Origin of the sequence: Streptomyces sp. NPDC059875, from assembly GCF_042731085.1 — a bacterium.
GTDB lineage: Bacteria > Actinomycetota > Actinomycetes > Streptomycetales > Streptomycetaceae > Streptomyces.
Map to the genome: position 1 here is coordinate 72,762 of NZ_JBHWJZ010000001.1, position 25,652 is coordinate 98,413.

The following is a 25,652-nucleotide window of genomic DNA, read 5'->3' on the forward strand; positions in this document are numbered from 1 at the left end:
GGGGCAGGGGCAGCCAACAGCTCGGCAGCCAGTGCCCCAGCCACCCAGGATGCCTCCGACCTGCCTCGCTACCTGAACCAGGACCTGCTCCTGCAGTTGTGGCCGGTGCTGCGCGCCCTGGTCGGCCCGGTACTCCCATGTTTGACGCGATGTCAGAGGTGCGAGCCAGACGAAACCCGCCAGTAGCCAAGTCTTCCGTGTCGCGAGACTAGACAGGAGCAACGTCCGTATCCGTTAATCCATCCCATGTATCACTCGAGAGGGTTGATCGAACCGAGACCCCAACGGATGAGCACGTGACGCGTCGCGCCCGACCGCCCGACCTGTGAGCGAACGCACCGAAGACCAAGCCGCCACCTCCCCCCACCGAAAGGTGCGAGATGTCTTCCTCCGTCAGCAGACGGCGTCTCCTGCAAGTAGCCGGGGCCACGGCCGCCGCTTCTGCCACCGGTTCCTTCATCGGCGCATCTCCTGCCCGAGCGGCCGTCCCTCCCACAAGGGCCGACATCGGGGTGTCAGCGCATCCCTTCGCGCTCGGCCAGGTCCGGCTCACCGCGAGCCGCTGGCTGGACAACCAGGACCGTACGCGGAACTACCTGCGGTTCGTCGATGTCGACCGGCTGCTGTACAACTTCCGCGCCAACCACCGCCTGTCCACCAACGGCGCGACTGCGAACGGCGGTTGGGACGCGCCCTCGTTCCCCTTCCGCACCCACGCCCAAGGGCACTTCCTCACGGCGTGGGCACAGCTCTACGCCGTCACTGGGGACACCGTCTGCCGGGACAAAGCAACCCATATGGTTGCGGAGTTGGCCAAATGCCAGGCCAACAACAGTGCCGCCGGTTTCGGCGCCGGGTATCTCTCCGGCTACCCCGAGTCCGACTTCACCGCTCTCGAGCAGCGGACCCTGAGCAACGGCAACGTGCCGTACTACACCATCCACAAGACCCTAGCCGGCCTGCTGGACGTGTGGCGCCACATCGGCAGCACACAAGCCCGCGACGTCCTGCTCTCCTTGGCAGGGTGGGTCGACCGGCGCACCGGCCGGCTGAGCGGCCGGCAGATGCAGGCCATGCTGCAGACGGAGTTCGGCGGCATGAACACCGTGCTGACCGATCTCTACCAGCAGACAGGCGACGCGCGGTGGCTCACCGTCGCCCAACGGTTCGATCACGCCGCGTTGTTCGACCCTCTGGCGGCCAACCAGGACCAGCTCAGCGGACTGCACGCCAACACGCAGTTACCCAAGTGGATCGGGGCCGCCCGGGAGTTCAAGGCCACCGGCACCACTCGGTACCGGGATATCGCCACCCATGCCTGGAACTTCTGCGTCAACAACCACACTTATGCCATCGGCGGCAACAGCCAGGCGGAGCACTTCCGCGCCCCGAACGCCATCGCCGGCTACCTGAACAAGGACACGTGCGAAAGCTGCAACACCTTCAACATGCTCACCCTCACCCGGGAGCTGTTCGCGCTGGTCCCGAATCGGGCCGCCTTGTTCGACTACTACGAGCAGGCGTGGCTGAACCAGATGATCGGCCAGCAGAACCCGGCAGACGACCACGGCCACGTCACCTACTTCACCCCGCTCAACCCTGGAGGCCGACGAGGTGTGGGCCCGGCGTGGGGCGGCGGCACGTGGAGCACCGACTACGGCACCTTCTGGTGCTGCCAGGGCACAGGCCTGGAGATGCACACCAGGTTGATGGACTCCCTCTACTACCGCAGTGACACCACGCTGATCGTGAACATGTTCGCGCCCTCGGTGCTCAACTGGTCGGAGCGCGGAATCACCGTCACCCAGACGACGACCTATCCCGTGAGCGACACCACGACCCTGCGGGTCACCGGGAACGTCGGCGGAACCTGGGCGATGCGCATACGCATCCCTAGTTGGACCTCCGGGGCCACCGTCAGCGTCAACGGCGCGGCGCAGAACATCACCACCACGCCCGGCAGCTACGCCACCTTGACCCGCTCCTGGACCTCCGGCGACACGGTCACCGTCCGCCCGCCCATGCGGGTCGTCATGCGGGCGGCCAACGATGACGCGAACGTCGCCGCGATCACCTACGGCCCGGTGGTCCTGTCCGGCGACTACGGCGACTTCGCGCTCAACTCCCTGCCGACGCTGGACACGTCCTCGATCAGACGGACCGGCAACACGTCGCTCGCCTTTACCGCCACCGCCAACGGATCCACCGTCGACCTGGGCCCGTTTCACGACGCGCACGGCCACAACTACACCGTCTACTGGAACACCAGCGGTACCGGCACCGTCCGAATCGCCAACGTGGGCAGCGGTCTCGTGCTGGGCATTCAGAACATGTCCACGGCCGACGGCGGCCGCGCTCTTCAGTGGAACGACTCGGGCACCGCCGACCACGACTGGCACATGATCCCCGACGGAAACGGGTTCCGCTTCCGCAACGCCCACAGCGGCAAGGTGCTCGGTGTCCAGGACATGTCCACGGCGGACAACGCGACCGTCCTGCAGTGGGCGGACAACGGCACCACCGACCACCGCTGGACGCTGCTCGACCAGGGAGACGGGACCTACAAGATCCGCAACGTCCACAGCGGCAAGTTGCTCGCCATCGCGAACAACTCCACCGCTGTCGGCGCGTTCGCGGTGCAGGACTCGGACGACGGTACCGCCGACAACCGCTGGCGCCTCGTGCGGAACTGACGCCCCCCGGAAGCAGATTGTGATCACTCTCCCCACTCCCTTGCGCGACACTTCGACCATTGTTCGAAATGACGAACATTGTCGTTCGATATGGCGAACACCAAGGTCGGGTTGTAGCGCCTCAACAGTCCGGACAGCCTCTGACGGGTCCGACCGGAACCGCTCACTCAAGGAATGAGACCCCCATGCGCAGACGTGGTTTCAGCGCCAGGCATCTGTCTGTGGTGCTCGCGGCCCTGGTCGCTTCGGCGGCGACACTCGTCGCCAACCCGGCTCAGGCGGCCACCAGCGGCGCGTTGCGCGGCGCCGGTTCCGGCCGGTGTCTCGATGTGCCGAACGCCGGCCAGACGGACGGCACGAACCTGCAGATCTGGGACTGCCACGGCGGGACCAACCAGCAGTGGACGCGGACGGACAACAACCAGCTGACCGTGTACGGCAACAAGTGCCTGGATGTGCCCGGCCACGCCACCACGGCTGGTACGCGGGTGCAGATCTGGGCCTGCCACGACGGTGCGAACCAGCAGTGGCGGGTGAACTCCGACGGCACGATCGTCGGAGTGGAGTCCGGGCTCTGCCTGGACGTCAGCGGCGGTGCTACGGGCAACGGCACGGCGGTACAGCTCTGGAACTGCAACGGCGGCAGCAACCAGAAGTGGACAGGTCTGTCCGCGCCGCCGGACGACACGTGTGCTCTTCCGTCGGCGTACCGGTGGTCGTCGACCGGCCCGTTGGCGCAGCCGTCGAACGGCTGGGTCGCGCTGAAGGACTTCACCACCGTGCCGTACAACGGCCAGAACCTGGTTTACGCGACCACCTCTGACGGATCGTCGTGGGGCACGATGGCGTTCCGTCCCTTCACGAACTGGTCGGACATGGCGACGGCCCCCCAGACCGGGATGAGCCAGGGATTGGCGGTGGCGCCCAAACTGTTCTACTTCGCGCCCAAGAACATCTGGGTGCTGACATCCAACGGGTGGGGTACCGCCTGGCCCTTCACCTACCGCACGTCCAGCGACCCCACCAACCCCAACGGCTGGTCCGCCCCGCAGCCGCTGTTCACCGGCAGCCTCCCCGAAGGCGGCCCGATCGACCCGACCATGATCGCCGACGACCAGAACATGTACATGTTCTTCGCCGATGACAACGGCAAGATCTACAAGTCGACCATGCCGATCGGGAACTTCCCGGGCAGCTTCGGCTCGTCGTACACCACGGTCATGAGCGACACGAAGGAAAATCTGTTCGAGGCGCCGGAGGTCTACAAGGTCAAGGGCCAGAACCAGTACCTCATGATCGTCGAGGCGATGGGTGCGAACGGCCGCTATTTCCGCTCGTTCACCGCCTCCAGCCTGAACGGTCCGTGGACACTGCAGGCCGGCAGCGAGAGCAGCCCTTTCGCCGGCAAGGCCAACAGCGGTGCCAACTGGACCAACGACATCAGCCACGGTGACCTGGTCCGCACCAACCCCGACCAGACCATGACCGTCGACCCCTGCAACCTGCAGTTCCTCTACCAGGGCAGGAACCCCGCATCGGACGGCGCCGACTACCTGAAACTGCCGTACCGGCCGGGTCTCCTCACCCTGCGACGTTGACCCGCGCGCACATGATCACACACTCCTGACCCGCCGATCAGGCCCGCAAAGCGGCTACCACTTTGCGGGCCAGGAAGGAACCCCCCATGGTTCTCCTGCCCCGACGATTACTGCGTCTCCTCACGGCCACCGCACTGACGCTCAGCGCCTGCGCCACAGCCTCCGTCGGCACGACCGCACAGGCCGCGCCGGGCAGCCCGGCGCTCACCCCGCCGCTCGGCTGGAACAGCTGGAACAGCTTCGGATGCGGGATCACCGAGGCGCAGGTCCGCCAGGCCGCCGACGCGATGGTGTCCTCGGGCATGACGGCCGCGGGCTACCAGTACGTCGTCGTCGACGACTGCTGGTTCGACCCCCAGCGCGACGCGGCGGGCAACCTCCGGTCCAACCCGACCACGTTCCCCAGCGGCATGAAGGCGCTCGGGGACTACATCCACAGCAAGGGCCTGAAGTTCGGCATCTACCAGGCACCCAACGAGAAGACATGCGCCCAGGGCGTGGGCACCTACCCCGGCTCCACCGGCAGCAAGGGCCACGAGGCCCAGGACGCCGCCACGTTCGCCTCATGGGGCGTGGACTACCTCAAGTACGACTGGTGCTCCGGCAGCGGCACCCTCAGCGAGCAGATCGCGCAGTTCACGACCATGCGCGACGCCCTGCGCGCCACCGGCCGTCCGATCGTCTACAGCATCAACCCCAACAGCTTCCACTCCCCCACCGGCGCCACCTACGACTGGGGACAGGTCGCCGACCTGTGGCGGACGACCGAGGACCTGCTCGACATCTGGCAGAACAACAACACCAACAGCTACCCCATGGGCGTCGGCAACGTCCTGGACATCACCGCGCCACTGGCCGCGCAGTCGGGCCCGGGGCATTGGAACGACCCGGACATGCTCGTCGTCGGCCGCCCCGGTCTGTCACTGACCGAGTCCCGTTCCCACTTCGCGCTGTGGGCGCTGATGGGCGCCCCTCTCATCGCGGGCAACGACATCCGCACCATGTCCGGTGACGTGAGCGCGATCCTGCGCAACCCGCGTCTGCTGGCGGTCAATCAGGACTCGCTGGGCGCGGGCGGTCGCCGGGTGCGCGACGACGGCGACACCGAGGTGTTCGCCAAGCGCCTGTCCGACGGCTCGGTCGCCGTGGGCCTGTTCAACCGAGGGAGCAGCACCGCGACCATCACGGCCACGGCCGCACAAGTCGGCCTGACCGGAGGGTCGTTCGCCCTCACCGACCTGTGGACCGGCGGCACGTCGAGCACCTCCGGGCAGATCTCCGCGAGCGTCCCGGCACATGGTGTCGCCGTGTACAAGATGACCGGCGGCAGCCCGCTGGCCTCTACCACCGGGCGCCTGCGCGGTGGCGGATCCGGCCGCTGCCTGGACGTGGACGGCGCCGCCACCGCGGCCGGGTCGAAGACGCTGCTGTGGGACTGCCACACCGCCGCCAACCAGCTCTGGACCAGCTGGGCCGGAGGCGAGATCCGCGTCTACGGTGACAAGTGCCTGGACGCCTCCGGCCGGGGCACCACCAACGGCACGCCGGTCGTCATCTGGCCTTGCAACGGCCAGGACAACCAGAAGTGGACGGTCAGCTCCGACGGGTCGGTCCGCAACGTCCGCGCCGGGCTGTGCCTCGACGCCAAGGAGGCCGGCTCCGCCAACGGGACCGCAATCATCCTGTGGACCTGCAACGGCCAGAACAACCAGAAGTGGACCACGCTCCCGTAATCCGTAACCCGTCACCGCGTAGACCAGCTTGACGGGTTCGCGAAGCACCTCGGCCATGGCGGGACCGCAGGCGGTAGTGCCTGCGGCCCCGCTCACGGCTCGCCTGGAGGGGCCAGGCAACCGTCTCGCCCAGGCGGTCGGGAAGACGAGGCAATGTCCAAGCTGGTTGGGCAGACAGCCTGTTCACTTCACCGTCGCCGCGACGCAGTGCGGCGTCCCGGGCCTTCGTCAGGGCGGGCCGCCCTCGCCCGTACCCGCCGGGCCTGATGCCAGAGCCTGGAGCGACCCACCGCCGGACCAGGCCGATCCCCGCGGGTCGGCATCCAGCCGAAGCCGTTCACCGCAGCACACACGATGTCGAAGCGCTTCACCTATCGAGTGGAGTCCGTGAGAATTCTCTGGCGACACCAGAGGTACGAAGGCGATGCTGCCTTGCTCGCGCGAGGCATTGACACCGTATCCAGCGCAATGGGAGCGTCGAAGCGCTTCACCATCCGATCTTCGTCCCGTCCGCGCCGGATTCCAGAAAGGACAGCGTCATGTCCCCGCAGTCCAAGAAGAGAAGCGTCAAGGATGTGCTGTTAGCCCTGCTGATGGGGATCTCGCCGCTGATCGCGGCGCTCGTACTGACCGGCACCTCGGCCACCACCGCGTCGGCCGCGTCGCTGAAGGAGGTGACCAACTTCGGCAGCAACCCGGGCAACCTGCGGATGTACACCTACGTGCCGGACAACGTTCCGGCACGCCCGGCGGTGGTGGTGGCAGTGCACTACTGCACCGGCACGGGGCCCACCTTCTACTCCAACACGGAGTTCGCCCGCCTGGCCGACCAGCACGGGTTCATCGTCGTCTACCCGGACGCGAACGTCAGCGGGCAGTGCTTCGACGTCTCATCGCCCCAGGCACTCAAGCATGACGGGGGCAGTGACCCCACGAGCATCGCCCAGATGGTCCGGTACACCGTGCGGAACATGAACGCCGACGCCGACCGGGTCTACGTCACCGGTGCCTCGTCCGGCGCGATGACGACCAATGTCATGCTTGGCGCATACCCCGATCTGTTCAAGGCCGGTGCGGCGTTCATGGGCGTGCCGTTCGGCTGCTTCGCCACCACCGACGGCTCCGGCTGGAACAGTGACTGCGCCACCGGCAAGATCACCAAGACCCCGCAGGAGTGGGGCGACCTCGTCCGGAACGCCTACCCGGGATACACCGGCCCCCGGCCGCGGATGCAGCTGTGGCACGGTACCGAGGACGAAGCGCTGTACTACGCGAACTTCGGTGAAGAGATCAAGCAGTGGACCAATGTGCTCGGGGTGAGCCAGACCCCGGCCTTCACCGACTCCCCACAGTCCGGCTGGACCCGCACCCGCTACGGCTCCACCGGCGCGCAGGCACCGGTCGAGGCGAACAGCTTCCAGGGTGTCGGGCACAGCCTGCCCGCCAGCGGTATGGCGGCCCGGGCCATCACCTTCTTCGGACTCGACGGCTCCGGCGGGACCACCACAGGTCCGATCCATGCCACCGGTTCGGGCAAGTGCCTGGACGTGCCCGGCTTTTCGCAGACCAACGGCACCCAGACGCAGATCTGGGACTGCAACGGCCAGACGAACCAGACCTGGACCAGCACGTCGACCAAGCAGCTCACCGTCTACGGCGGTGCGAAGTGCCTCGACGCGACCGGCACCGCGGCCGGCGCCAAAGTCGCGATATGGGACTGCAACGGCGGCACCAACCAACAATGGAACCTCAACTCCAACGGCACCATCACCGGCGTCCAGTCAGGCCTGTGCCTGGATGTGACCGGTGCCTCCACCGCCAACGGCGCACAGGTCGGACTGTGGGACTGCAACGGCGGCAGCAACCAGCGGTGGCGCCTCGGCTGACACCACCGCCCCAAGGCTGAGAGGCTTCTCGAAATCCACACGCGGTTCGAGCAGCCCTCCACGCTCACGCCTGCGCGATCCGGCCGCACTGCAAAGAGGCGAGACCTAGTAACTGTCATAGCCGGGCTTGCCGTTCGGGCGGTAGACGCCGACGACGGTGCCGCTCTTCGTCGTCGAGACACTGACCGGCTCCAGGAGTGGTGGGGACCGCTCCGCCGGTGAACAGCCGCTTGTCGGGGCCGATGATCACCGGATGGATGGTCAGCCGGTACTCGTCGACCAGGTCGTGTCGCATGAGCGCCTGCGCCAGGTCGCCGCTGCCCACGACGTTGATGTCACCGCCGCCGGACGCCTTCAACTGGCGCACGGCGTCGGCGACATCGCCCTCCAGCAGCGTGGAGTTCTCCCACTCCAGGGACGTCAGGGTCCGGGACGCCACGTACTTGCGCATGCTGTTCATCCGCTCCGTGAACGGGTTCCAAGGACCGGCGGTCGGTGCCAGCCCATGTTCTCGATGAGAGCCTCGCCCCTCGCGGCGGCTCCGCAAGGGGACCTCTTCGTCGGCGCCCTCCAGTCCCTCGTCCGTCTTGTCGTTCGCCTCCGGAAGGCACGGGCAGGGTGTGGTGAACGCGCTCCAAAGCTTGGCGTCGGTCCGGGTGACGCGGTGGCGACCCTGATGGGCAAGACAACCGACCTGGTCACCGTCGTCCTGGCGATCTGGCGGCTCGGCGCGGTCTACGTCCCGCTGTTCACCGCATTCGCACCCCAGGCCATCGCCCTTCGCCTGGAGGGCGCTGGTGCGCACGTCGTGGTCGTCGGCCCGGACCAGCGCCACAAACTCGACCCGGGCCCGACGTGCCGGAGGACCCTCAGCGCCGCGTCGTCGTCACCGGATCCACCCGGCGACAGTGAGCAGACCCTGTGCGTCTACAACGTCGAACCCGGATCCGACACCGCCCACGCCCTCCAACTCCTCACGAGCTGGACAACACCCCAGCAGGAGATGGTCGCGCGCCCCCCGGATTCCACCCCCACGGCCCACTGAAGAGTCGGGAACGTCCTCACGGAAAACACGTCGGTCGCCGAACTCGCCACCCAGTATCTCCTGGACCGACGGCAGCGCGGACTCGCCTTCCTCGTCCCCGCCGACGACGTTCGCGCCGACGACATCGCCGAACCCGTACCTGGTTCGACGCCGGGTCGCGGCGTCGGTGGCGGCTTGAGGGATGGCCCGCCGAATCGCAGCGGACGTCACGCTCCGCGGCGAAGCCGCGAAATCCAGACAGGCCACGGCCGCATGCGCGCTCCGGCCCTCCGTGGTTCAAGTGGCCGAGGGCTCTGTTTACGGCTGCTGCCGGTCGCGTCGGCTCACCTGTCCCAGGGCCGGTACTCCAGGCCAAGGCTTCAGCGCGAGGCGGACAAGTAGGGCATGGTCAGGCCATGTCATCAAGTGAGATCCGCGAGCGTACGGGCGAACTTCACGACCGCGAGATGCCAGCGAGACCTGATGCGTAGCCCCGCCATGACACAGACACGCCGGCGCCGGGGCTGGTTCAGGAGTCGACGCGCCGCGCCTCCACGAGTACCGCCCGCTCCGGGAACAGCGCGGGCGCCTGCACGCCGGCGGTCTCCAGGACGTGGCCGGTCAGTTCCACCCGGTCGCTGTGCCACCAGGGAAGCTCGGAGCCGGTCGGCCCCTCGGGGTGGTCCCCGGGCGCGAGTGGCGTCAGACGGTACACGGTCTGCGGGTCGAGGCCGGGAAGGCGGACGCGGCCGGGCGGGGACTGCACGCTGGTGGCGGTCTGGACGAGGGCGTAGACGGCGTGGGACCGGTCGCTCGCGACGACGCCGTGCAGCCACAGGGCGGGGTCCGGGTGGTCGGCGTGGACGACGGTGCCGGAGTGCAGCAGGGGCCGCAGCCGCTTGTACGCCGTGACCCACTCGGCCAGCCGGGCGCGGTCCTCGGCGGAGGCGAGGGTGAGGTCCCACTCGATGCCGAAGTGGCCGAACACGGCGGTCGCCGCACGGAAGTCGAGGGTGTGCGCCCGGCCAGTGGTGTGGGCGACGGGCGAGGAGACGTGGGAGCCGAGAAGCTCGGGCGGCAGCAGGAGCCCGGTCCAGCGCTGGATCTGCTGGCGCTCCAGGGCGTCGATGCAGTCGCTGGTCCACACCCGGTCGGTGCGCTCCAGGATGCCCAGGTCGATCCGGCCGCCCCCGGACGAGCAGGACTCGATCTCCAGGCGGGGATGGCGGGCGCGCAGCTCGTCGATGAGCCGATACACGGCGAGGGTCTGCGCGTGCACTCCGGGCGTGCCGAGCGGGCTGTGCCCGGCCTCTATCAGGTCCCGGTTGTGGTCCCACTTGATGTACGCGATGCGGTACTCGCCGACGAGTGCGTCCAGGCGTTCCAGCAGGTAGGCGTGTGCCTCGGGGTGGCCGAGGTCGAGGACCTGCTGGTGCCGGGAGGCCGGCGGGGTGCGCCCGCCCGTGGCCATGATCCACTCGGGGTGGGCCCGGGCGAGGTCGGAGTCCGGGTTGATCATCTCCGGCTCGAACCAGAGCCCGAACTGCATACCCAGCGCGTGCACATGGTCGACCAGCGGATGCAGCCCTTCGGGCCATACGTCCTTGTCGACGTACCAGTCGCCGAGTCCAGCGGTGTCGTCGCGGCGGCCACGGAACCAGCCGTCATCGAGGACGAAGCGTTCCGCCCCGGCCTCGGCGGCCGCGTCGGCCAGGGCCTTCAGCTTGTCCTCGTCGTGCTGGAAGTAGACGGCCTCCCAGGTGTTCATGGTCACGGGCCGAAGCGAGCGCGGGTGGTGGGCGCGGTCGCGGAGGTAGCCATGGAAGCGCCCGGCCAGTTCGTCGAGCCCGCGTCCGTAAGAGCCGTAGATCCAGGGCGAGTTGTACTGCTCTCCGGCGGTGAGCCGGATCTCGCCGGGCAGCAGGCTCTCGCCCCCTCCGAGCAGGCGTACGCCCGCCGGGGTGCGCTCGGCCAGGGAGCGGTGGTTGCCGCTCCAGGCGACATGCAACCCCCACACCTCACCGGTGCGGAACCCGAATCCGCTCTCGCCCGCGACCTGGACCAGCGTCGCGTCGATGCCGGTGCGGCCGCGCCAGTTCTCCCGCAGGTGGGTGCCGACCGTGAACTCGTGCCGCTGCGGGGCGCGTTCGCGCAGGTGCCGACCGGTGAGGTCGAGCAGCTCGGTGGCCTGGCCGGGCACGGGCAAGGTCAGCATCAGCCCGTCCAGGGTGAAGGGGCGGTCGCCCTCATGTCCGCCCTCATGTCCGCCCTCGTTGGTGAGGGTGGCCCGCTGCCGGACCAGGCCTGACCGTGTCAGCTCGATCTCCAGTACCAGGGCGAGGTGCGCGTGGTCGTCGACGGCGTCGACGGTCAGGCGGTGTTCGACCGGGTCCTCGCCGGTTTCGGGCCGTACGGACCGGACGGTGAAGGCCGTCGAGAAGTCCTGCCCGTCGCGGTGCCCGGTGAGCCCGGCGGTGCCGAGCCAGCCGGCGGACTGCTGCGGCAGCACGCTGAGCGGGACCGGCTCGTCGATCGAGCAGGACACGACTTGTTGCGCGTCGACGAGGGCCAGGCAGGCCAGTTCGTCGCCGGTGAGGTCACCGAGGTCCGCGCCCCAGTGGACGACCCGGGGCAGCAGGCCCCCGGTGCAGTCGAGGACGAGGCTCGTCCCGGCGGCGCGGAAGTGGAGGAGGTCGTCGTCGTACGGGCGCTCGGGCATGCGGATCCCTTGAGAGGAGTGCAGACGGACTAGAAGCGACTTTCGCCGTGGAATCATTCTGCCGTCAACCCCTGCGACTCAGCCCGACATCTCTGGGCGAACTCCGGCACCTCATTTTCGTACCGGAAGTAATCTGGCCGTGTGGGACGCTGACCCTCATCTGCCGACCGTCCCTACTTCGCGGAGGTAACACTCGGTGTCCGCCACCTCAGCGCAGTCGACCCCGATGACCCGCGCGACCCGCGCCGTCACTCTCGAAGTGCTCCTGCGCGGGCCCGTCTCCCGCAGCGAGATGGCCCGGCGTCTGGACCTGTCGGCGGGCAGCCTCACCCGGCTCACCAAGCCGCTGGTCGACGAAGGGCTGCTCGTGGAGGTGGCCACCGGCCCGGACCAGGAGATCCGTACGGGGCACCGGACCCGGCCGCTCGACATCAACCCGGCCGCGCATCACTTCATCGGCGCCAAGGTGACCGGCGACGACGTCCACGCGGTCCTCACGAACCTGCGTGCCGAGGTCCTCTCCTCCGCACGCAGGCCGCTGACCGGCCAGGACCCGGCATCGGTTGTGACGGCCGTCCGAGAGCTGACGGAGGAGCTGACCGCCGGGGGGCCGCCGGTCAGCAGGGCCGGCATCAGCCTCGGCGGACACGTCACCGGGCACACGACCGTCACAACGGCGCCCTTCCTGGGCTGGACCGAGGACGTGCCCCTCGGCGACCTTCTGACCGACGCCCTCGGCCTGCCCGTCACCGTGGACAACGACCTGCTGGCGCTGACCCGGGCCGAGCACTGGTTCGGCGTGGCCCGCGGTCACGACCGCTTCGCCATCCTCACCATCGGGGCCGGCATCGGCTACGGCCTGGTCATGCACGACACCGTCGTCGACAGCCCGGACGCCGGGATCGGGCTGCTCGGCCACTGTCCCCTCGACCCGATGGGGCCGCTCTGCCCGAGCGGTCACCGGGGCTGCGCCACAGCCATGCTGGCGAAGTCGTCGCTGAGCGCCGCCGTCTCCGTGGGCTTGCGGCGTTCGGTGACCTACGACGAGTGCCTCGATCTCGCGGCGAGCGGGGACCCGGTGGCCGTGCAGGTCGTCACCGCGGCGGGGCGCGCCCTCGGTCGCCTGGTGGCGACGGTCGCCAACTTCACGCTGGTGCGCAAGATCGTGCTCGCGGGCGAAGGCGTACGGTTGGCCGAGGTGGCCCGGGCCTCCGTCGACGAGGCGATGCGCGCCGACCGCGCCCCGACGGCCGCCCCGCTCGAACTGGACGTGCAGCACAGCGATTTCACCCACTGGGCCCGCGGCGCTGCGGCCAGCGCGATCCAGGCGCATGTCCTGAGTAGGTAGCGAGGGCATTCGCACTGGATCAACATCCCCGCTAGGCGGTTGCGAAGAGGGTTGTTCCGTCCCTCTTGCCACTCGGGTTGTTTCCGCGCCCGCGACGGCGCTCGGGTGGCACGGTGACGGGCACGACGCCCTGCATCGCTACGTCGTCTTGTGCGCGGTCGCCCGTATGTCCCGTGGGCTCGCGCCCAGTTCACGGCGGCAGGCCTTGTTGAAGGCCTGGAGATCGGCGATGCCGACGGCCGCGGCGACGGCGGTGATGGACAGGGTGGAGGACAGCAGGAGGTGGCGGGCGCGTTGGAGGCGCCGGTGGCGGATGTACGCCACGACCGTGCGGCCGGTCTCGGCGCGGAAGACGCGCGTCAGGTACGTGTGGGAGCTGCCGACCGCGCGAGCGATGTCCGGTACGGAGACCGGGCTCGCCAGGTGTTCCTCGATGTAGGCCTGTGCGGCGGCGACGAAGGGGTGGTGGCGTCCGGCGTCATCACCCCTCGGCAACTCGGCGATGCGCCACAGAGCCGCCCAGACCTCGGCGGTGGCCCGCGCGGGAGAGGTCGGCATGGCCGTCACCGCGTTTCGGAGCAGATCGGCCAGGCGCGCGCTCTCGGTCGCGGCGTCCTGCATCACCGGGACCACGCGCGCGGTTCCGCCGTCGGGCAGCCGCAGGTGGACGTAGAAGTGCTCCGACCTGCCCCGGTAGTGGAAATGCACCTCCGTGTTCGGCGGCACGAGGCTGACGTGGCCGGGGCGTATGGGGTGGACCGACTGCCCGAGGGACAGCGCACCCTCGTAGTGGTAGAGGTGCAGCTGCCACAGGTCGGGCAGCAGGAAGACGTCGTGCGCGGTGGAGACGCCGTGCACGCCGATGCCTGCCCCGACCACGGTGGGCGCCTGGTCGAGCCGTAGCATTACGAGCTTCACGAGGACGAGAAATTACCAGCAGTGGACGATTTCAGCCCACGACGGAGCGGGAGTCGGCCCGTACGTTCGTCGTATGTCAACCAGCAAACAGCTCCTGCCATCGGTTCAGGTGGCGCGCTTCGTCGCGCAGGGATTCCTGCGCCTGGACGGGGTCGTGCCGGAAGAGATCAATCAACGGGCTGTCGCAGCCTTGGCGGAGGGCCTGCCGGAGGTGTCCTACGGCACTCCGCTGGGCAAGGCGTTCGCGCAGGACACCTTCGTCCATGAGCTGCTCGCCCTTCCGGTCGTCGCCGGCGCCGTGGAGAGCCTGGTCGGGCCGGAGCCGACCGTCGACCACCATGCGGTTCACGTGCGCGAGCCGTACGAGGGACAGGCGCAGGCGCTCCACGGCGACGCGATCATCGACGTACGGCCGGACGCGTTCGACATCCAGCTCATGTACTACCCGCACGAGGTGACCGCGGAGATGGGCGGCACGCTCAGCGTGCCCGGAAGCCATCTGCGCAGGATCAACGAGACGGACGTCGGCCGCGTCCAGAACCTCAGGGGCCAGACGCGGCTGACCTGCCCGGCGGGCACGGTCGTCCTCGTGCACCACGGGATCTGGCACGGTGGCCGCCGCAACGACACCGTGCGCCGCCGCTACATGTACAAGCTCCGCCTCAATCCGACCGTGCCGCAGGTGTGCCTCTGGGACACCTCCGACCTCGAGGACCCGGCCGTGACCGCGGAGCTGAACACGCACTTCCCCTGGTACGAGCAGGCGACAGCGCGGCTGGAGATCTACAACCGGGTCCTGCTGTGGCGGGCCCTGACCGGCGACGACTCGTTCGACATCGACTACTGGGTCACGCGCGTCAGCAACCGTCCGTCCCTGAGGAGTCACGCATGAGGCAGCAGGTACTCGTCCTCTATCTCTCGACATCGGCACTCGACTCCGACGTCGTGGGCTGGTCCCGGTACGACGGGACCAGCCGGACCCGTCCGACGACCGGTGACAGCGACGAGCCGCCCTACCCCACCGGGCTCGCCGCGCTGCACGACGGGTGGCGCCTCTTCCAGACCTCGCAGTTGCTGCCGCCCGAGTCGGGTCACGAGTACGACGTCTCCTTTCTCAAGCACGAGTTCTTCTTCGAGAAGCTGGAAGGCAGCCCGCGACCCTGACCGCTCAGCGGTTGAACGTCAGGCGCGGTGCCGCGTTGCGGGCCAGTGCCTGGGCCCGGTCGGGCCACCAGGTGCCGGCGGACGGGTCGACGATGCCGTACTCGGGGTCGATGGTGCCGCCGGTGTTGCGGGTGCCCCGAGCTCGCGCGCGGCCTGGTAGTTCCGGCGCGCCACGCGCTCGACGCCGCGGTGATCTCCAGCGACCACAGGTGCTCCAGCCTGAGGAACACCAACTCCACAGCATGCTGCGGCTCTTGGGAGGCTTGCGATAACCGTACTCCGGAGCGGTCACCTTTCCCCACCCCCTCGATCGCTGCCGCCGTCATTCTCGCACCATTCCGTTGACGCCCACTCGGGCGCGTCATTACTGTGCGCCTCAGATCTCCGACCTACCGACCAATGTTCGATATTTCGACACCGGAAGCGCTACCAACCCGCATCGCTCGACGACGGCGAACCGGCAGGCGCCCCGGCTGGAGCCGCACTCAGTGAAGGAGAGTCGATAGATGATTGGCATGCGCATGGCATCGACGGCCCCGTGGTGGAGGCGCAGCAGGCGTACGGCGGTGTTCACCGCGGTGACCGTCCTGCTGACGGCGCTGCTGTCCACGCTCGGCGCCGCCGGGCCGGCGCAGGCGGCCACCGTCGATCCAAACGGCTGGTACGTCCTGGTCAACCGCAACAGCGACAAGGCCCTCGACGTGTCCGGCGCGGACACTGGCAACGGTGCCGCCGTCCAGCAGTGGACCCGGCACGACGGCGCCAACCAGCGGTTCCAGTTCGTCGATTCGGGCGGCGGCTACTACCGGATGAAGGCGCAGCACTCCGGCAAGGTGCTGGACGTCTCCAACTACTCCACCGCCGACCACGCGGACATCGTGCAGTGGAGCGATGCGGGCGGCGCCAACCAGCAGTTCCGGCTGGCGGACTCGCCGGACGGTTACGTCCGGCTGATCAACCGCAACAGCGGCAAGGCCGTCGAGGTCCAGAATGCCTCCACCGCGGACGGGGCGAAGGTCGTGCAGTACGCCGACTGGGGCGGGGCCAACCAGCAGTGGCAGTTGGTCCGGGTCGGCAGCGGCACCGGAAGCGGCGCGCTGCCGTCGACGTTCCGGTGGTCCTCCAGCGGCGTCCTGGCCGGTCCGAAGCCGGACGCGCAACATCCGCAGGCCCTGGCCATCAAGGACTTCTCGATCGTCCGGCACAACAACCAGTGGCTGACGTACGCGACGACGGCCAGCCCCTCGGGCTGGGGTCTGGTGCAGTTCAACTTCGACGACTGGTCTCAGGCGGCCTCCGCGCCGCACACCTACCTCGACACCTCGCCCATGGGCCCCGGCTACCGTGCCGCGCCCCAGGTGTTCTACTTCGCGCCGCAGAACCTGTGGTACATGGTCTACCAGACCGGTCCGCCCACCTACTCCACCAGCACCAATCCCGCCGACCCGCGGTCCTGGTCCGCGCCGCGCCTCTTCATGTCCGAGGAGCCGCAGATCGTCAAGGACAACAAGGGCGACGGCACCTGGATCGACTTCTGGGTCATCTGCGACACCACCAACTGCCACCTGTTCTTCAGCGACGACAACGGTCACATCTACCGCGCCCAGACCAGCCTGGCCAACTTCCCCAACGGCTTCGGCAACACGCAAATGGTGCTGTCGGACACCAAGAACAACCTCTTCGAGGCGACCAACGTCTACAAGGTGCAGGGCAGCGACCAGTACCTGCTCCTCCAGGAAGCCATCAACAACACCTCGGGCCGGCGCTACTTCCGCTCCTTCACCTCCCCCAGCCTCACCGGCACCTGGACGCCCCTCGCCGCCACGGAGAACGAACCGTTCGCCGGCCGCAGCAACGTCAGCTTCCCTGGCGGCGCCTGGACCCAGGACATCAGCCACGGCGAGATGGTCCGCGCCGGCAACGACCAGACCCTGACCATCAATCCCTGCCGACTGCAGTACGTCTACCAGGGCATAGATCCCGGCGCCTCGGGCGACTACCTCCGCCTGCCCTGGCGGATGGGTCTGCTCACCCAGACCAACTCCACCTGCTGAGCGCTTGGTTCGTCACCGGACAGCGACGCGTCCCGCCGGAGGAGCCACTCCGGCGGCGTGCCGTCACCCGTCAGGGATGGGGCGGCGGGGGCGGCATGGTGGACTGGGCCAGGATCAGCAGGTCGCGCCCCTCGGCCGCGGCGACGACCTCTCGCTCGACCCGGCCGGTGCGCTCGGTGCGGGTACAGGGGCACCCCAGCCGGTCGGCGGCGGACGGGAGCAACTCCTGGGCGGACGCGAACGACGCCGGAGTCGGCCGGCGCGTGGGCACGGGCGGCGTCCACGCACGCGGGCCAGGTGCCCTCGACGATCCAGACGACCACGGGACATGCGTCACCCTCCTGCGATGACGGCCAGCGAGACCCACAGTGCCGGCACCGCGGCGCCCAGGCTCGCCGGCACCGCGTACACGCCGCGCCGGGTGAACTCCCTCAGCTCCACCTCGCCTTCGTGGGCGTGGAGGCAGAAGCCGAGCCAGTACCAGTACCGCCGCCAGGAAACCGACCACCGGCCCCAGTCGTTCGACCTCGTCCAGTGCGGCACCAGGACGAGCAGGGCCGCGGAGGGAGCGTCTCCGCGAGCTCGGTGTTCAGAATCGGGTTCTTCCGTGCAGTGGCGGACGAACCGCCTCCACATCACACCGCAAGATACCCCTCACAGAAGTGGAAACCCGCATGAGAAAGTCCTGGATCTCAACGCTGATCCTGCTCGTCGCCACCACGCTCGGGGTGACGGCGACAGGGGCGCCTCCCGCCTCGGCCGCCTCGGCCGCCTCGAACACGCCCTTGCGGGTCATGCCATTGGGCGACTCGATCACCTGGGGGGTGGGAAGCAGTACGGGTAACGGCTACCGGGGTCCGTTGTGGGACAAGCTTGCGGCGGACGGCCATCCGCTGGACTTCGTCGGCACGTTGCGGGGCGGTTCGATGTCCGACCCCGACAACCAAGGCCACTCCGGATACCGCATCGACCAGATCGCCGCACTCGCCGACGCCTCGCTGACCCGCTACCGGCCCAACGTCGTGACGCTGCATATCGGAACCAACGACCTCCAAGGGGCCTCCGAGGTCGACACCGCCATCGCCCGGCTGAAGTCGCTGGTCAACCAGATCACCGCCGACGTCCCCGACGCAACGGTCCTCGTCGCCTCCCTGGTCGTGTCCACCAGCCCCTCGGAGGAGCAGCACCGGGGCGCGTACAACCAGGCCATCCCCCGAATCGTCAGCGACGCACAGGCCGCGGGCAAGCACGTCGCCTACGTGGACATGAGCAGCTTGACCACGGCCGACCTGGCCGACCCCCTGCATCCCAACGACGCGGGCTACCGGAAGATGGCGGACGCCTTCCACCGCGGTGTCCAGGCCGCGGACAGCGCCGGCTGGCTGAGGAGCCCCGCGCCCGCCGCCGCGAGCGTGCAGTCCGGCCTCGCCGGCAAGTGCCTGGACGTCAACGGCGCCGGCACCGCCGACGGGACCGCCGTCCAGATCTGGGGCTGCAGCGGCAACGTCAACCAGCTCTGGTCCGCCTACACCGACGGCACCCTGCGCTCCCTGGGCAAGTGCCTCGACGCCGCCGCCGGGGGCACGGCCAACGGCACCAAGGTGCAGCTCTGGGCCTGCCACGGCGGCGCCAACCAGGTCTGGCAGCCCTACAACGGCGGCTACCGCAACCCCGCCTCCGGCCGCTGCCTCGATGTTCCGGGCACCTCCACGGCCGACGGCACGCAGCTCCACCTGTGGGACTGCCACGGCGGCACCAACCAGAAGTGGACCACCCTCACCACCGGATGACCCCCACTCCCGGGACCTGGACCTGGACCTGGACCTGTTCCGGGCCCCGGTCCCGGGAGCGCTTCGGCGTCGGCCATGCTGTCCAGCAGCAGATTGCCCTTCCAACTCGCGGAGGCTCCACCCCGGTCCTCGGGGTGGAGCCTCCGCGGTCGTTGTCGCTGGTCGCCCTGACCGGAGATCACAGCTTCTTCGCGTAGCTGAGACCAGTACCGTGGTCGGATTGCCGGCGGCCCTTCACTTCTGGTCGCCGTAGATGACTCCCCGTCCGTTGGTCCCGAAGTAGACACGGCCGTAGATCCGGGGGTCTCCGGTGATGGTGCCGCCTGTCCAGGCGTACTGGTGCTGGTCGTCGTTGATGCGGATCCAGATCCGGCCCGCGTCGTCGGACCGGAAGATGCCGCGCACGCCACCGATCTTGGAACTGGTGAAGACGGCGGGGTACGTGGCGCCGGGTGCGGCCTTGCCGAATCCGACGGCGTCGCCCTCATCCACCGCCGTGAACCTGGTGAAGGAACTTCCGGAATCGGTCGACCGCCACATCCCGTACGGCGTGGGAGTGGCGGGCTTGCTGGTGCCGCCGACCAGCCAGATGTCGCCCTCGTGGCCCGGCACCGCCTTGAACCGGACGTTCCCCGCGACGGGCAGGCCGGCAGCCGCCGTGGCGTTGAAGGTCTTGCCGCCGTCCGTGCTGAGGTAGAAGACGCCGGAGTCGTAGGCGTAGAACTTCGCCGGGTTCACCCGGTCGGAGCGCACGGGGGCCCCGGCCGGCAGCCCCTTCGAAGTCGTCCAGGTAGCTCCGTGGTCGTCGGACCAGCTGACCGGCGCACCGGCCGGTGACCAGACGATCTGCCTGCCGTCGGCGCTGATGGCGACGGCCTGGTCCTCGATTCCCGGCCCGGTGACGCCGGACGGCTCGCTGCCCGACGGCTTCCAGGTGTCGCCGCTGTCGGTGGATACGGCGAAGTGCTGCGTCCAGCCGCTGGTGGGGTGGCCGACCCGTACGACGGTGTGGGGCGCCAGCTCGGCGTAGTCCAGGGCCGGCGTGCCGCCGAAGGTCGGGTTGTCGTACATCTTCGTCGCCTTGTGGAAATCCGTGTCCCGGAAGCCGCCGACATCGCCCACGCCGGAGAAGAGGTGCGCGCGACCGGCGGGCGGGCTGATCAGGCACATGACCGCGGTCTCCTCGAGGCCGTGGGCACGCACGGACAGGTGTACCGTGCCGTCGCTGTCCCAGTCCGTCAGGTTGTCGGCGCCGTAGATCGTCGCTCCGGTGCCGTACATGAAGTGGTCGGAGTCGAAGGGGTCGATCTGGACGGACTCCATCATCCAGCCCAGCTTGGGGGTCATCTCGGGCAGCGACGCCGTGGCGTTCCAGGTCAGCCAGGGGGCGGCGGAGATGTCCATGTCGTAGCGCAGCCGGCGTTCGGGATTCGTGCCCAGGTCCCACGCCCGAGTCCAGCTCGCACCGCCGTCGGTGGAACGGAAGAGGATGCAGTCGGGGTACCAGCTGACCTGGGTGGACACCATCAGGGTGTCCGGGTTCTGCCGGTCGATGGTCAGGCCGCTGTAGCCGTAGTAGTTGTCGTCGCTGGTGGACGGGACCGGGCTGATCCGGGTCCAGGTGTCGGTGGCGGTGTCCAGCTTCCACACGTCGCCCTTGGAGCCGTCATAGGGGCCGGCGGTGTTGCTGGTCGCCAGGTACAGGTGGCCGCCGACGTGGTCGAAGACCGCGTGGTGCGGGATGTAGCCGGTGGGCTGCCCGGGGACGCGTTCCCAGGTCGCTCCCGCATCGGTCGACCGGTACAGGATGTTGTCCTTGTCGGCGACGGTGACGTAGAGGGTCCGGGTGGCCCTGCCCGCTTTGCCGGTGCGCTTGTCGAAGACGACTTGCAGCACGCCCAGGTTGTCGCCGTTGTAGCCGTCGGGGTCAGTGGGGTCGGGGACGAAGTTGCCGACGTTGGGGAAGCTGGTCACCTTCGCGAAGGTCTTGCCGTGGTCGGTGCTGCGCCACAGCCCATGGCCCCCGCGCACTCCGAGGTAGAGGATCCTGTTGCGGTTGGGGTCGATCACCAGCCGTTCGCCGATCCCCCGGCCGGGCATGTTGCCGCCCAGCCGGAACGGCAGGGGAGTGGTCTTCCACGTGCGGCCGCGGTCGGTCGAGCGCAGGATCGCCGCCATGCTCGGATCCCAGTCGGGAAGGGTGTAGGTGCCCGCCGCCAGATAGACGCGGTCGGGGTCGACCTCGTCGGTGGCGATGCTGATGATGCCGGTGTGGCCGTACTCGTCCCAGCCGATCCAGTCGGTGAGGGGGATCCACCGGCGGGACGCCGTGTCGAGACGGTAGGCGCCGCCGATGTCGGTACGGGCGTACAGCAGTCCGGGTTCGCGCTGGTTGAAGACGATGCCGGTGACGAAGCCGCCGCCGACTATCTCCGCGTTGCGGAAGATGTACGGCGTACGTCCGGCCTTTCCGGTCGCGGCGGATGCGGCAGATGCGGCGGAGGAGGCGAGCACCGGAAGCGCGGCCGCGGCCGCGCCGGCGGCCAGCACTCCTCGCCGGGAGAGGTGCGGCGTAGGGGACATGGGGGTCCTGCCTTTCTCGTGTGGGCCTGTACTGGGCGTGCGCAGGTGCAGTCTCTTCACCGTGGTGCCCCGCTCGCGGAGAAAGCCGAGCCACCCGCTCCGTGCCCCGCTCCGTCGGAGAGTCCGACAGATGCGCTGTCCGGGCTGCCGACCGTGCTGGGCAGGTGGCGGGCAGCTCGACGGCCAAGGCCCTAGCCGCCGCTGCCAAGTGCGGCCCCTCGTTTTCGTGGATCCGACCGGCGGGTTCGTGGATCCGACCGGCGGGGCGGGTCGGCGCTGAGTCGTTCGGTGGCGCGATGTCCGGAGGGCTGGAGAAGGCGTCGATGCGCTTCGACACTTCGGCGACACTAGCGGCGCATTCCCAAGGAAGACAACGGGTCGTCGGGGTGAACTTTTCGGTCGTAGTTGCGGTCGAGGGTGGCTGCACTTCGGCCTTCGAGGCATCATCACCCGATGAGCTGGGGTCAGCGAATCTCGGACGTCAGTGCCGGCGCTGACGAACAGACCTTGCGGCAGGCGCGTGATGCATGACTGACCCGCAGCAGGCATCACGGCGCCTTCGAAGCGCTTCGACTGCGACGGCGTGACCTGTGGTGCTGGCTGACACTCGACGAGGACGTCTTTGAGGACGGCGGCTACACCCTGCAGCAAGGCGGACGAACCGCTTGCAGCAGCGTGGGCTGAGTCTGCGGCAGTCCCTGGAACCCGGCTTGCCGGGTTCCAGGGACTCGGACCTGTGCGTTCGCCCCTTCCGTTCAGCCCTGACGTGGGCGGCGTCGACGACGACGACGCGGGTGACATCGATCAGGTAGGCATCGTCGAGCCGGTGAAACGCAGGCCTTCCAGGTCCGGAGGAGATCAGGCGAAGCGGGCTGCGATGTCGGCCCCTTCCCGGACGAAGACCGGGATGCGTTCCAGTGGGGCCTGGACGTCGAGCGTCGTTCCGCCCTCCAGCACGCGTCCGGTGACCGGGTCCAGCCAGGTGGCGCCGGACGGCAGATACACCCGGCGGGCCCGGGCGCCCGCCTCGTACACGGGTGCCACCAGTACATCGGGGCCGAGCAGGAACTGGTCGTCCACGTCCCAGGCGCGCTCGTCCTCGGGGAAGTCGAAGAACAGCGGGCGCATCGGCGGGGCGCCGGTGCGGTGGGCGTCCTCGGACAGCCTCCGCAGATACGGGCGCAGGCGCTCGCGCAGCAACAGGTGGTCGCGGAGGATGCCGTACGCCTCCTCCCCGTACGACCAGACCTCGTTCGGCCCGCCGGTCATGTCCGTGGAGAAGGCGGGGTGGTTGGGCTCGCGGTCCCCGTGCAGCCGCATGACGGGGCTGAAGGTGCCGTACTGGAACCACCGGATCAGCAGTTCCCGGTACGCGGGGTCGCCGGAGTCGCCGCCGCCGAAGCCGCCGATGTCGGTGTTCCACCAGGGGATACCGCTCATCGCGACGTTCAGCCCGGCCCTGATCTGACGCGCGAGGGAGTCGAAGGTGGTGGGGATGTCACCGGACCACAGCAGGGCCCCGTGACGCTGGCTGCCCGCCCACGCGGATCGGACCAGCGACAGCGGCCGGTCCTCGCCCGCCGCGCGCAGGCCGTCGGCCACCGCACGGGTGTGCAGGAGGGGGTAGAGGTTGGCGACCGCCGCCGACGGGCCGGCCGCGTAGACGGCGCGGTCGGCGATCTCCCGGGGCAGGTCGGGTTCGCAGGCGTCCAGCCAGAAGCACCCCACGCCGAGCGAGCGGTAGTTGGCGTCCAGCCGCTGCCACAGTGCTGCGCGTGCTCCGGGGTGGGTGGCGTCGTAGTACGCCATCGGGCGTATCAGCGCATCCCCGCTGTGCCGGGACGGCCACGGGAACGTGAGCAGGCCGCCGTCGGCGTCCCGGACGAGGTGTCCGGCCGAGCGCAGCTCGTCGTGCGTGTCGCTGCCGGGCTCGACGGTCGGCCACACCGAGACGGCGAGTCTCACCCCGAGGTCCGTCAGCTCCTTGACCATGGCGGCGGGGTCGGGCCACTCGCTCTGCTCGAAACGCCAGTCGCCCATCCTCGGCCAGTGGAAGAAGTCGCAGACGATGACGGACAGCGGCAGCCCACGCTCCTTGTACTGCCGTGCCACCGCCAGGAGTTCCTCCTGGGTGCGGTAGCGCAGCTTCGACTGCCAGAAACCGGACGCCCACTCCGGGAGGAGGGGCGGACGTCCGGTGGCCCGGGTATAGGCGTCCAGGATCTGGGCCGGGGTGTCGCCGGCGGTGATCCAGTAGTCGACGCGCCCGCCGCCGTTGGCGACCCACCGGGTGGTGTCGGCGCCCAGTTCGACACGGCCGGTGGCGGGGTTGTTCCACAGCATGCCGTAGCCGCGCGAGGAGTGCAGAAAGGGGACGGCCGCCACGGTGTTGCTCTGGACCAGGTCGACCACACAGCCCTTCTGGTCCAGGCGCCCGTGCGGATGCTGCCCCAGACCGTGCAGCCGTTCACCGTCGTATGCCTCGAAGTGCTGTTCCGTCCGGCCGCCCACCGCGTGGACGCGAGGGCCGGCGGGATGCGCGAACGGGCTCTTGTCGGCGAGGAGTTCGCGGCCCGAGAGGGCGTGGCGGAACCTCAGCCGGCCGTCCGCCGAGGCCTCGACAGCGAGGCGGCCGTTGACCAGGCGGGCACAGCCGTCGTCCGATACGGACAGGTCGGCGTGCGGGGAGGGCGACGGGCCCTCCAGGGCACCGAGGGCGGCGGGGTCGAGGGTCCCGGCCGAGGCCCGCACCCGGACTGCGTCCGGTCCCCAGGGCTCGATGCGGAGGACCTCCGCGGCGGTGTGCCGTTCCAGACCGCCCGCGCGGATGCTGAATGGCAAGGTGACTCCCTTGTCCGTCTCAAGCGCCCGGACGCGCGTATCCGTGCGGGCGCCATGGCCACGGTGGCCGGTACCGTCCAGTGCACTCGACGGAACCGGCCACCCCGGATCAGTGCTTCGCCACTGTGGTCGGGGTGTTACATGGTTCGGGGGCTGTCTCCGCGGTCGGGGACGGAGGCGCGCTCCGGCTCGGAGGGCGGATCGGGTGCGGGGTGCAGGTGCGCAGTGACGTCGTGCGTGCCTGCTTCGTCTGATCGGGCGAGACGGTCGTTCCCCGAACGGAGACGGATGGCTGCGATGCAACGGTCACTGCTCGGGTGCGAGCCCGCGCTCGGCCAGCCAGTCCAGTTGGACGGGTGGGTTGGAGCCGCAACCGCCGCCGTGGTCGGCGAAAGGCCAGACGGTCATGGTCCGGTCCTCACCCGCGTAGTGGTTGAAGGCGGCGTAGACCGTGGAGGCGGGGCAGATCGGGTCCATCAGGCCGACGCTGAACAGGGCCGGTGCGGTGGCCCGCTGGGCGAAGTGGACGCCGTCGAAGTAGTCGAGGGTGGCGAAGGTCGGCTCCACGCGGTGGCGGCTGTGCCAGCGCAGGTACTTGGCGATCTCCGGGTAGGGGCCCTCGCCGGTGATCTGGACGGCGCGGCGGAAGTGGCACAGGAACGGAACGTCGGGCATCACCGCCGCCACCCTGTCCCCCAGGAGTCCAGCGGCGGCGAGGGCCAGTCCGCCGCCCTGGCTGCCGCCCGCGACCACGACCCGGCGGGCGTCGAGGCCGGGCAGTTCCGCGACGGCGTCCACGGCGCGCACGCAGTCGGTGATCAGGCGCCGGTAGTAGTAGGTCTCGGGCGAGTCGATGCCGCGGGTCATGAATCCCTCGGCCCACTGCGTGCCGTCGCCCTCGGTCCGGTCCGGGGTGTCGTGGCCCTGGCCGCGGCTGTCGACAACGAGCTGGGCGTAGCCGGCGGCGGGCCAGAAGAGGTGGTCGGTGGGCAGACCGCGGCCGCCGCTGTAGCCGATGTAGGTGACGGCGACGGGCAGCGGGCCTTCGGCTCCGCGCGGGCGGAGCAGCCAGGCGGCCACCGGTTCGCCGTTCCAGCCGGGGACGCGCACGTCATCCACCTCGACGGTGCGCAACCGGAATCGGTCGGTGACGCGCTCGGCCTTCACCGCTCCGCCCTGTGATCGGGCGTCATCGAGGGTGCGCCGCCAGAAGACGTCGAAGTCGTGCGGTGCGGTCGACACCGGTCGGTAGCCGACGAGTTCGTCAAGGTCGAAGTCGGTGAGAGGCATGGGGGACTTCC

16 protein-coding genes and 2 pseudogenes are annotated in these 25,652 nt (G+C 69.2%); 10 read left to right on the forward strand and 8 right to left on the reverse strand.

Going from position 1 to position 25,652, the window contains the following annotated elements; all coding sequences use genetic code 11:
• Window positions 1-380 precede the first annotated feature (380 nt).
• The 4 genes from ACFV9D_RS00295 to ACFV9D_RS00310 all read left to right on the forward strand — a co-directional run bounded on the left by ACFV9D_RS00295 (window position 381) and on the right by ACFV9D_RS00310 (window position 7,910).
• A complete protein-coding gene (locus tag ACFV9D_RS00295; protein WP_385138518.1) occupies window positions 381-2,693 on the forward strand; it encodes a beta-L-arabinofuranosidase domain-containing protein in 2,313 nt (770 codons plus the stop codon).
• A gap of 185 nt (window positions 2,694-2,878) precedes the next feature.
• The gene (locus tag ACFV9D_RS00300; protein ID WP_385138521.1) at window positions 2,879-4,291 is read left to right on the forward strand and encodes a non-reducing end alpha-L-arabinofuranosidase family hydrolase; all 1,413 of its coding nucleotides are present in this window, start codon (window positions 2,879-2,881) and stop codon (window positions 4,289-4,291) included.
• An 86-nt stretch (window positions 4,292-4,377) separates the two neighbouring features.
• A complete protein-coding gene (locus ACFV9D_RS00305) occupies window positions 4,378-6,024 on the forward strand; it encodes a glycoside hydrolase family 27 protein (RefSeq protein WP_385138523.1) in 1,647 nt (548 codons plus the stop codon).
• 539 nt (window positions 6,025-6,563) lie between these two features.
• Window positions 6,564-7,910: a PHB depolymerase family esterase gene (locus tag ACFV9D_RS00310; protein ID WP_385138526.1), complete on the forward strand. Its 1,347-nt coding sequence runs from the start codon at window positions 6,564-6,566 to the stop codon at window positions 7,908-7,910.
• A gap of 105 nt (window positions 7,911-8,015) precedes the next feature.
• Here ACFV9D_RS00310 and ACFV9D_RS00315 read toward each other — a convergent pair.
• Window positions 8,016-8,406, reverse strand: a pseudogene (locus tag ACFV9D_RS00315) (dihydrofolate reductase family protein); the annotation flags it as partial.
• 180 nt (window positions 8,407-8,586) lie between these two features.
• Between ACFV9D_RS00315 and ACFV9D_RS00320 the strand changes: the two are divergent.
• Complete coding sequence (locus tag ACFV9D_RS00320) at window positions 8,587-8,955, forward strand: AMP-binding protein (protein WP_385138529.1); 369 nt, start codon at window positions 8,587-8,589, stop codon at window positions 8,953-8,955.
• Window positions 8,956-9,463: 508 nt separating this feature from the next.
• On the opposite strand, the gene ACFV9D_RS00325 is transcribed toward ACFV9D_RS00320, so the two are convergent.
• Window positions 9,464-11,653: an alpha-galactosidase gene (locus tag ACFV9D_RS00325; protein WP_385138532.1), complete on the reverse strand. Its 2,190-nt coding sequence runs from the start codon at window positions 11,651-11,653 to the stop codon at window positions 9,464-9,466.
• Window positions 11,654-11,849: 196 nt separating this feature from the next.
• Between ACFV9D_RS00325 and ACFV9D_RS00330 the strand changes: the two genes are divergently transcribed.
• A complete protein-coding gene (locus ACFV9D_RS00330; RefSeq protein ID WP_385138535.1) occupies window positions 11,850-13,001 on the forward strand; it encodes an ROK family protein in 1,152 nt (383 codons plus the stop codon).
• A 138-nt stretch (window positions 13,002-13,139) separates the two neighbouring features.
• Here the strand turns inward: ACFV9D_RS00330 and ACFV9D_RS00335 are convergent, their stop codons facing one another.
• A complete protein-coding gene (locus ACFV9D_RS00335) occupies window positions 13,140-13,907 on the reverse strand; it encodes a helix-turn-helix domain-containing protein (RefSeq protein ID WP_385139389.1) in 768 nt (255 codons plus the stop codon).
• 85 nt (window positions 13,908-13,992) lie between these two features.
• On the opposite strand from ACFV9D_RS00335, the gene ACFV9D_RS00340 reads away from it, so the two are divergent.
• From ACFV9D_RS00340 to ACFV9D_RS00350, 3 genes are all read left to right on the forward strand, one after another.
• Complete coding sequence (locus ACFV9D_RS00340; protein WP_385138538.1) at window positions 13,993-14,811, forward strand: phytanoyl-CoA dioxygenase family protein; 819 nt, start codon at window positions 13,993-13,995, stop codon at window positions 14,809-14,811.
• Complete coding sequence (locus ACFV9D_RS00345) at window positions 14,808-15,083, forward strand: hypothetical protein (RefSeq protein WP_385138541.1); 276 nt, start codon at window positions 14,808-14,810, stop codon at window positions 15,081-15,083. Before ACFV9D_RS00340 ends, ACFV9D_RS00345 begins: the two co-directional genes overlap by 4 nt.
• 506 nt (window positions 15,084-15,589) lie before the next feature.
• Window positions 15,590-17,137 carry a non-reducing end alpha-L-arabinofuranosidase family hydrolase gene (locus ACFV9D_RS00350; protein ID WP_385138544.1) on the forward strand — a complete coding sequence of 516 codons (1,548 nt, stop codon included), beginning with the start codon at window positions 15,590-15,592 and terminating at the stop codon, window positions 17,135-17,137.
• 103 nt (window positions 17,138-17,240) lie between these two features.
• On the opposite strand, the pseudogene ACFV9D_RS00355 reads toward ACFV9D_RS00350, so the two are convergent.
• Window positions 17,241-17,460: pseudogene (locus tag ACFV9D_RS00355) on the reverse strand (universal stress protein); the annotation flags it as partial.
• Window positions 17,461-17,470: 10 nt separating this feature from the next.
• The gene (locus ACFV9D_RS00360; protein ID WP_385138547.1) at window positions 17,471-17,680 is read right to left on the reverse strand and encodes a hypothetical protein; all 210 of its coding nucleotides are present in this window, start codon (window positions 17,678-17,680) and stop codon (window positions 17,471-17,473) included.
• Between the two features lie 131 nt (window positions 17,681-17,811).
• Between ACFV9D_RS00360 and ACFV9D_RS00365 the strand changes: the two genes are divergently transcribed.
• Complete coding sequence (locus tag ACFV9D_RS00365) at window positions 17,812-18,927, forward strand: ricin-type beta-trefoil lectin domain protein (protein WP_385138550.1); 1,116 nt, start codon at window positions 17,812-17,814, stop codon at window positions 18,925-18,927.
• Between the two features lie 234 nt (window positions 18,928-19,161).
• On the opposite strand, the gene ACFV9D_RS00370 is transcribed toward ACFV9D_RS00365, so the two are convergent.
• The 3 genes from ACFV9D_RS00370 to ACFV9D_RS00380 form a co-directional block, all read right to left on the reverse strand.
• Window positions 19,162-21,510, reverse strand: coding sequence for a xyloglucanase (locus tag ACFV9D_RS00370; protein ID WP_385138553.1), 2,349 nt, complete (start codon window positions 21,508-21,510; stop codon window positions 19,162-19,164).
• A gap of 858 nt (window positions 21,511-22,368) precedes the next feature.
• Entirely contained in the window at window positions 22,369-24,351 is a 1,983-nt protein-coding gene (locus ACFV9D_RS00375; RefSeq protein WP_385138556.1) for a TIM-barrel domain-containing protein, read from the reverse strand.
• 306 nt (window positions 24,352-24,657) lie between these two features.
• Window positions 24,658-25,641, reverse strand: a complete 984-nt coding sequence (locus tag ACFV9D_RS00380) for an acetylxylan esterase (RefSeq protein ID WP_385138559.1) — start codon at window positions 25,639-25,641, stop codon at window positions 24,658-24,660.
• Between the last annotated feature and the right edge of the window lie 11 nt (window positions 25,642-25,652).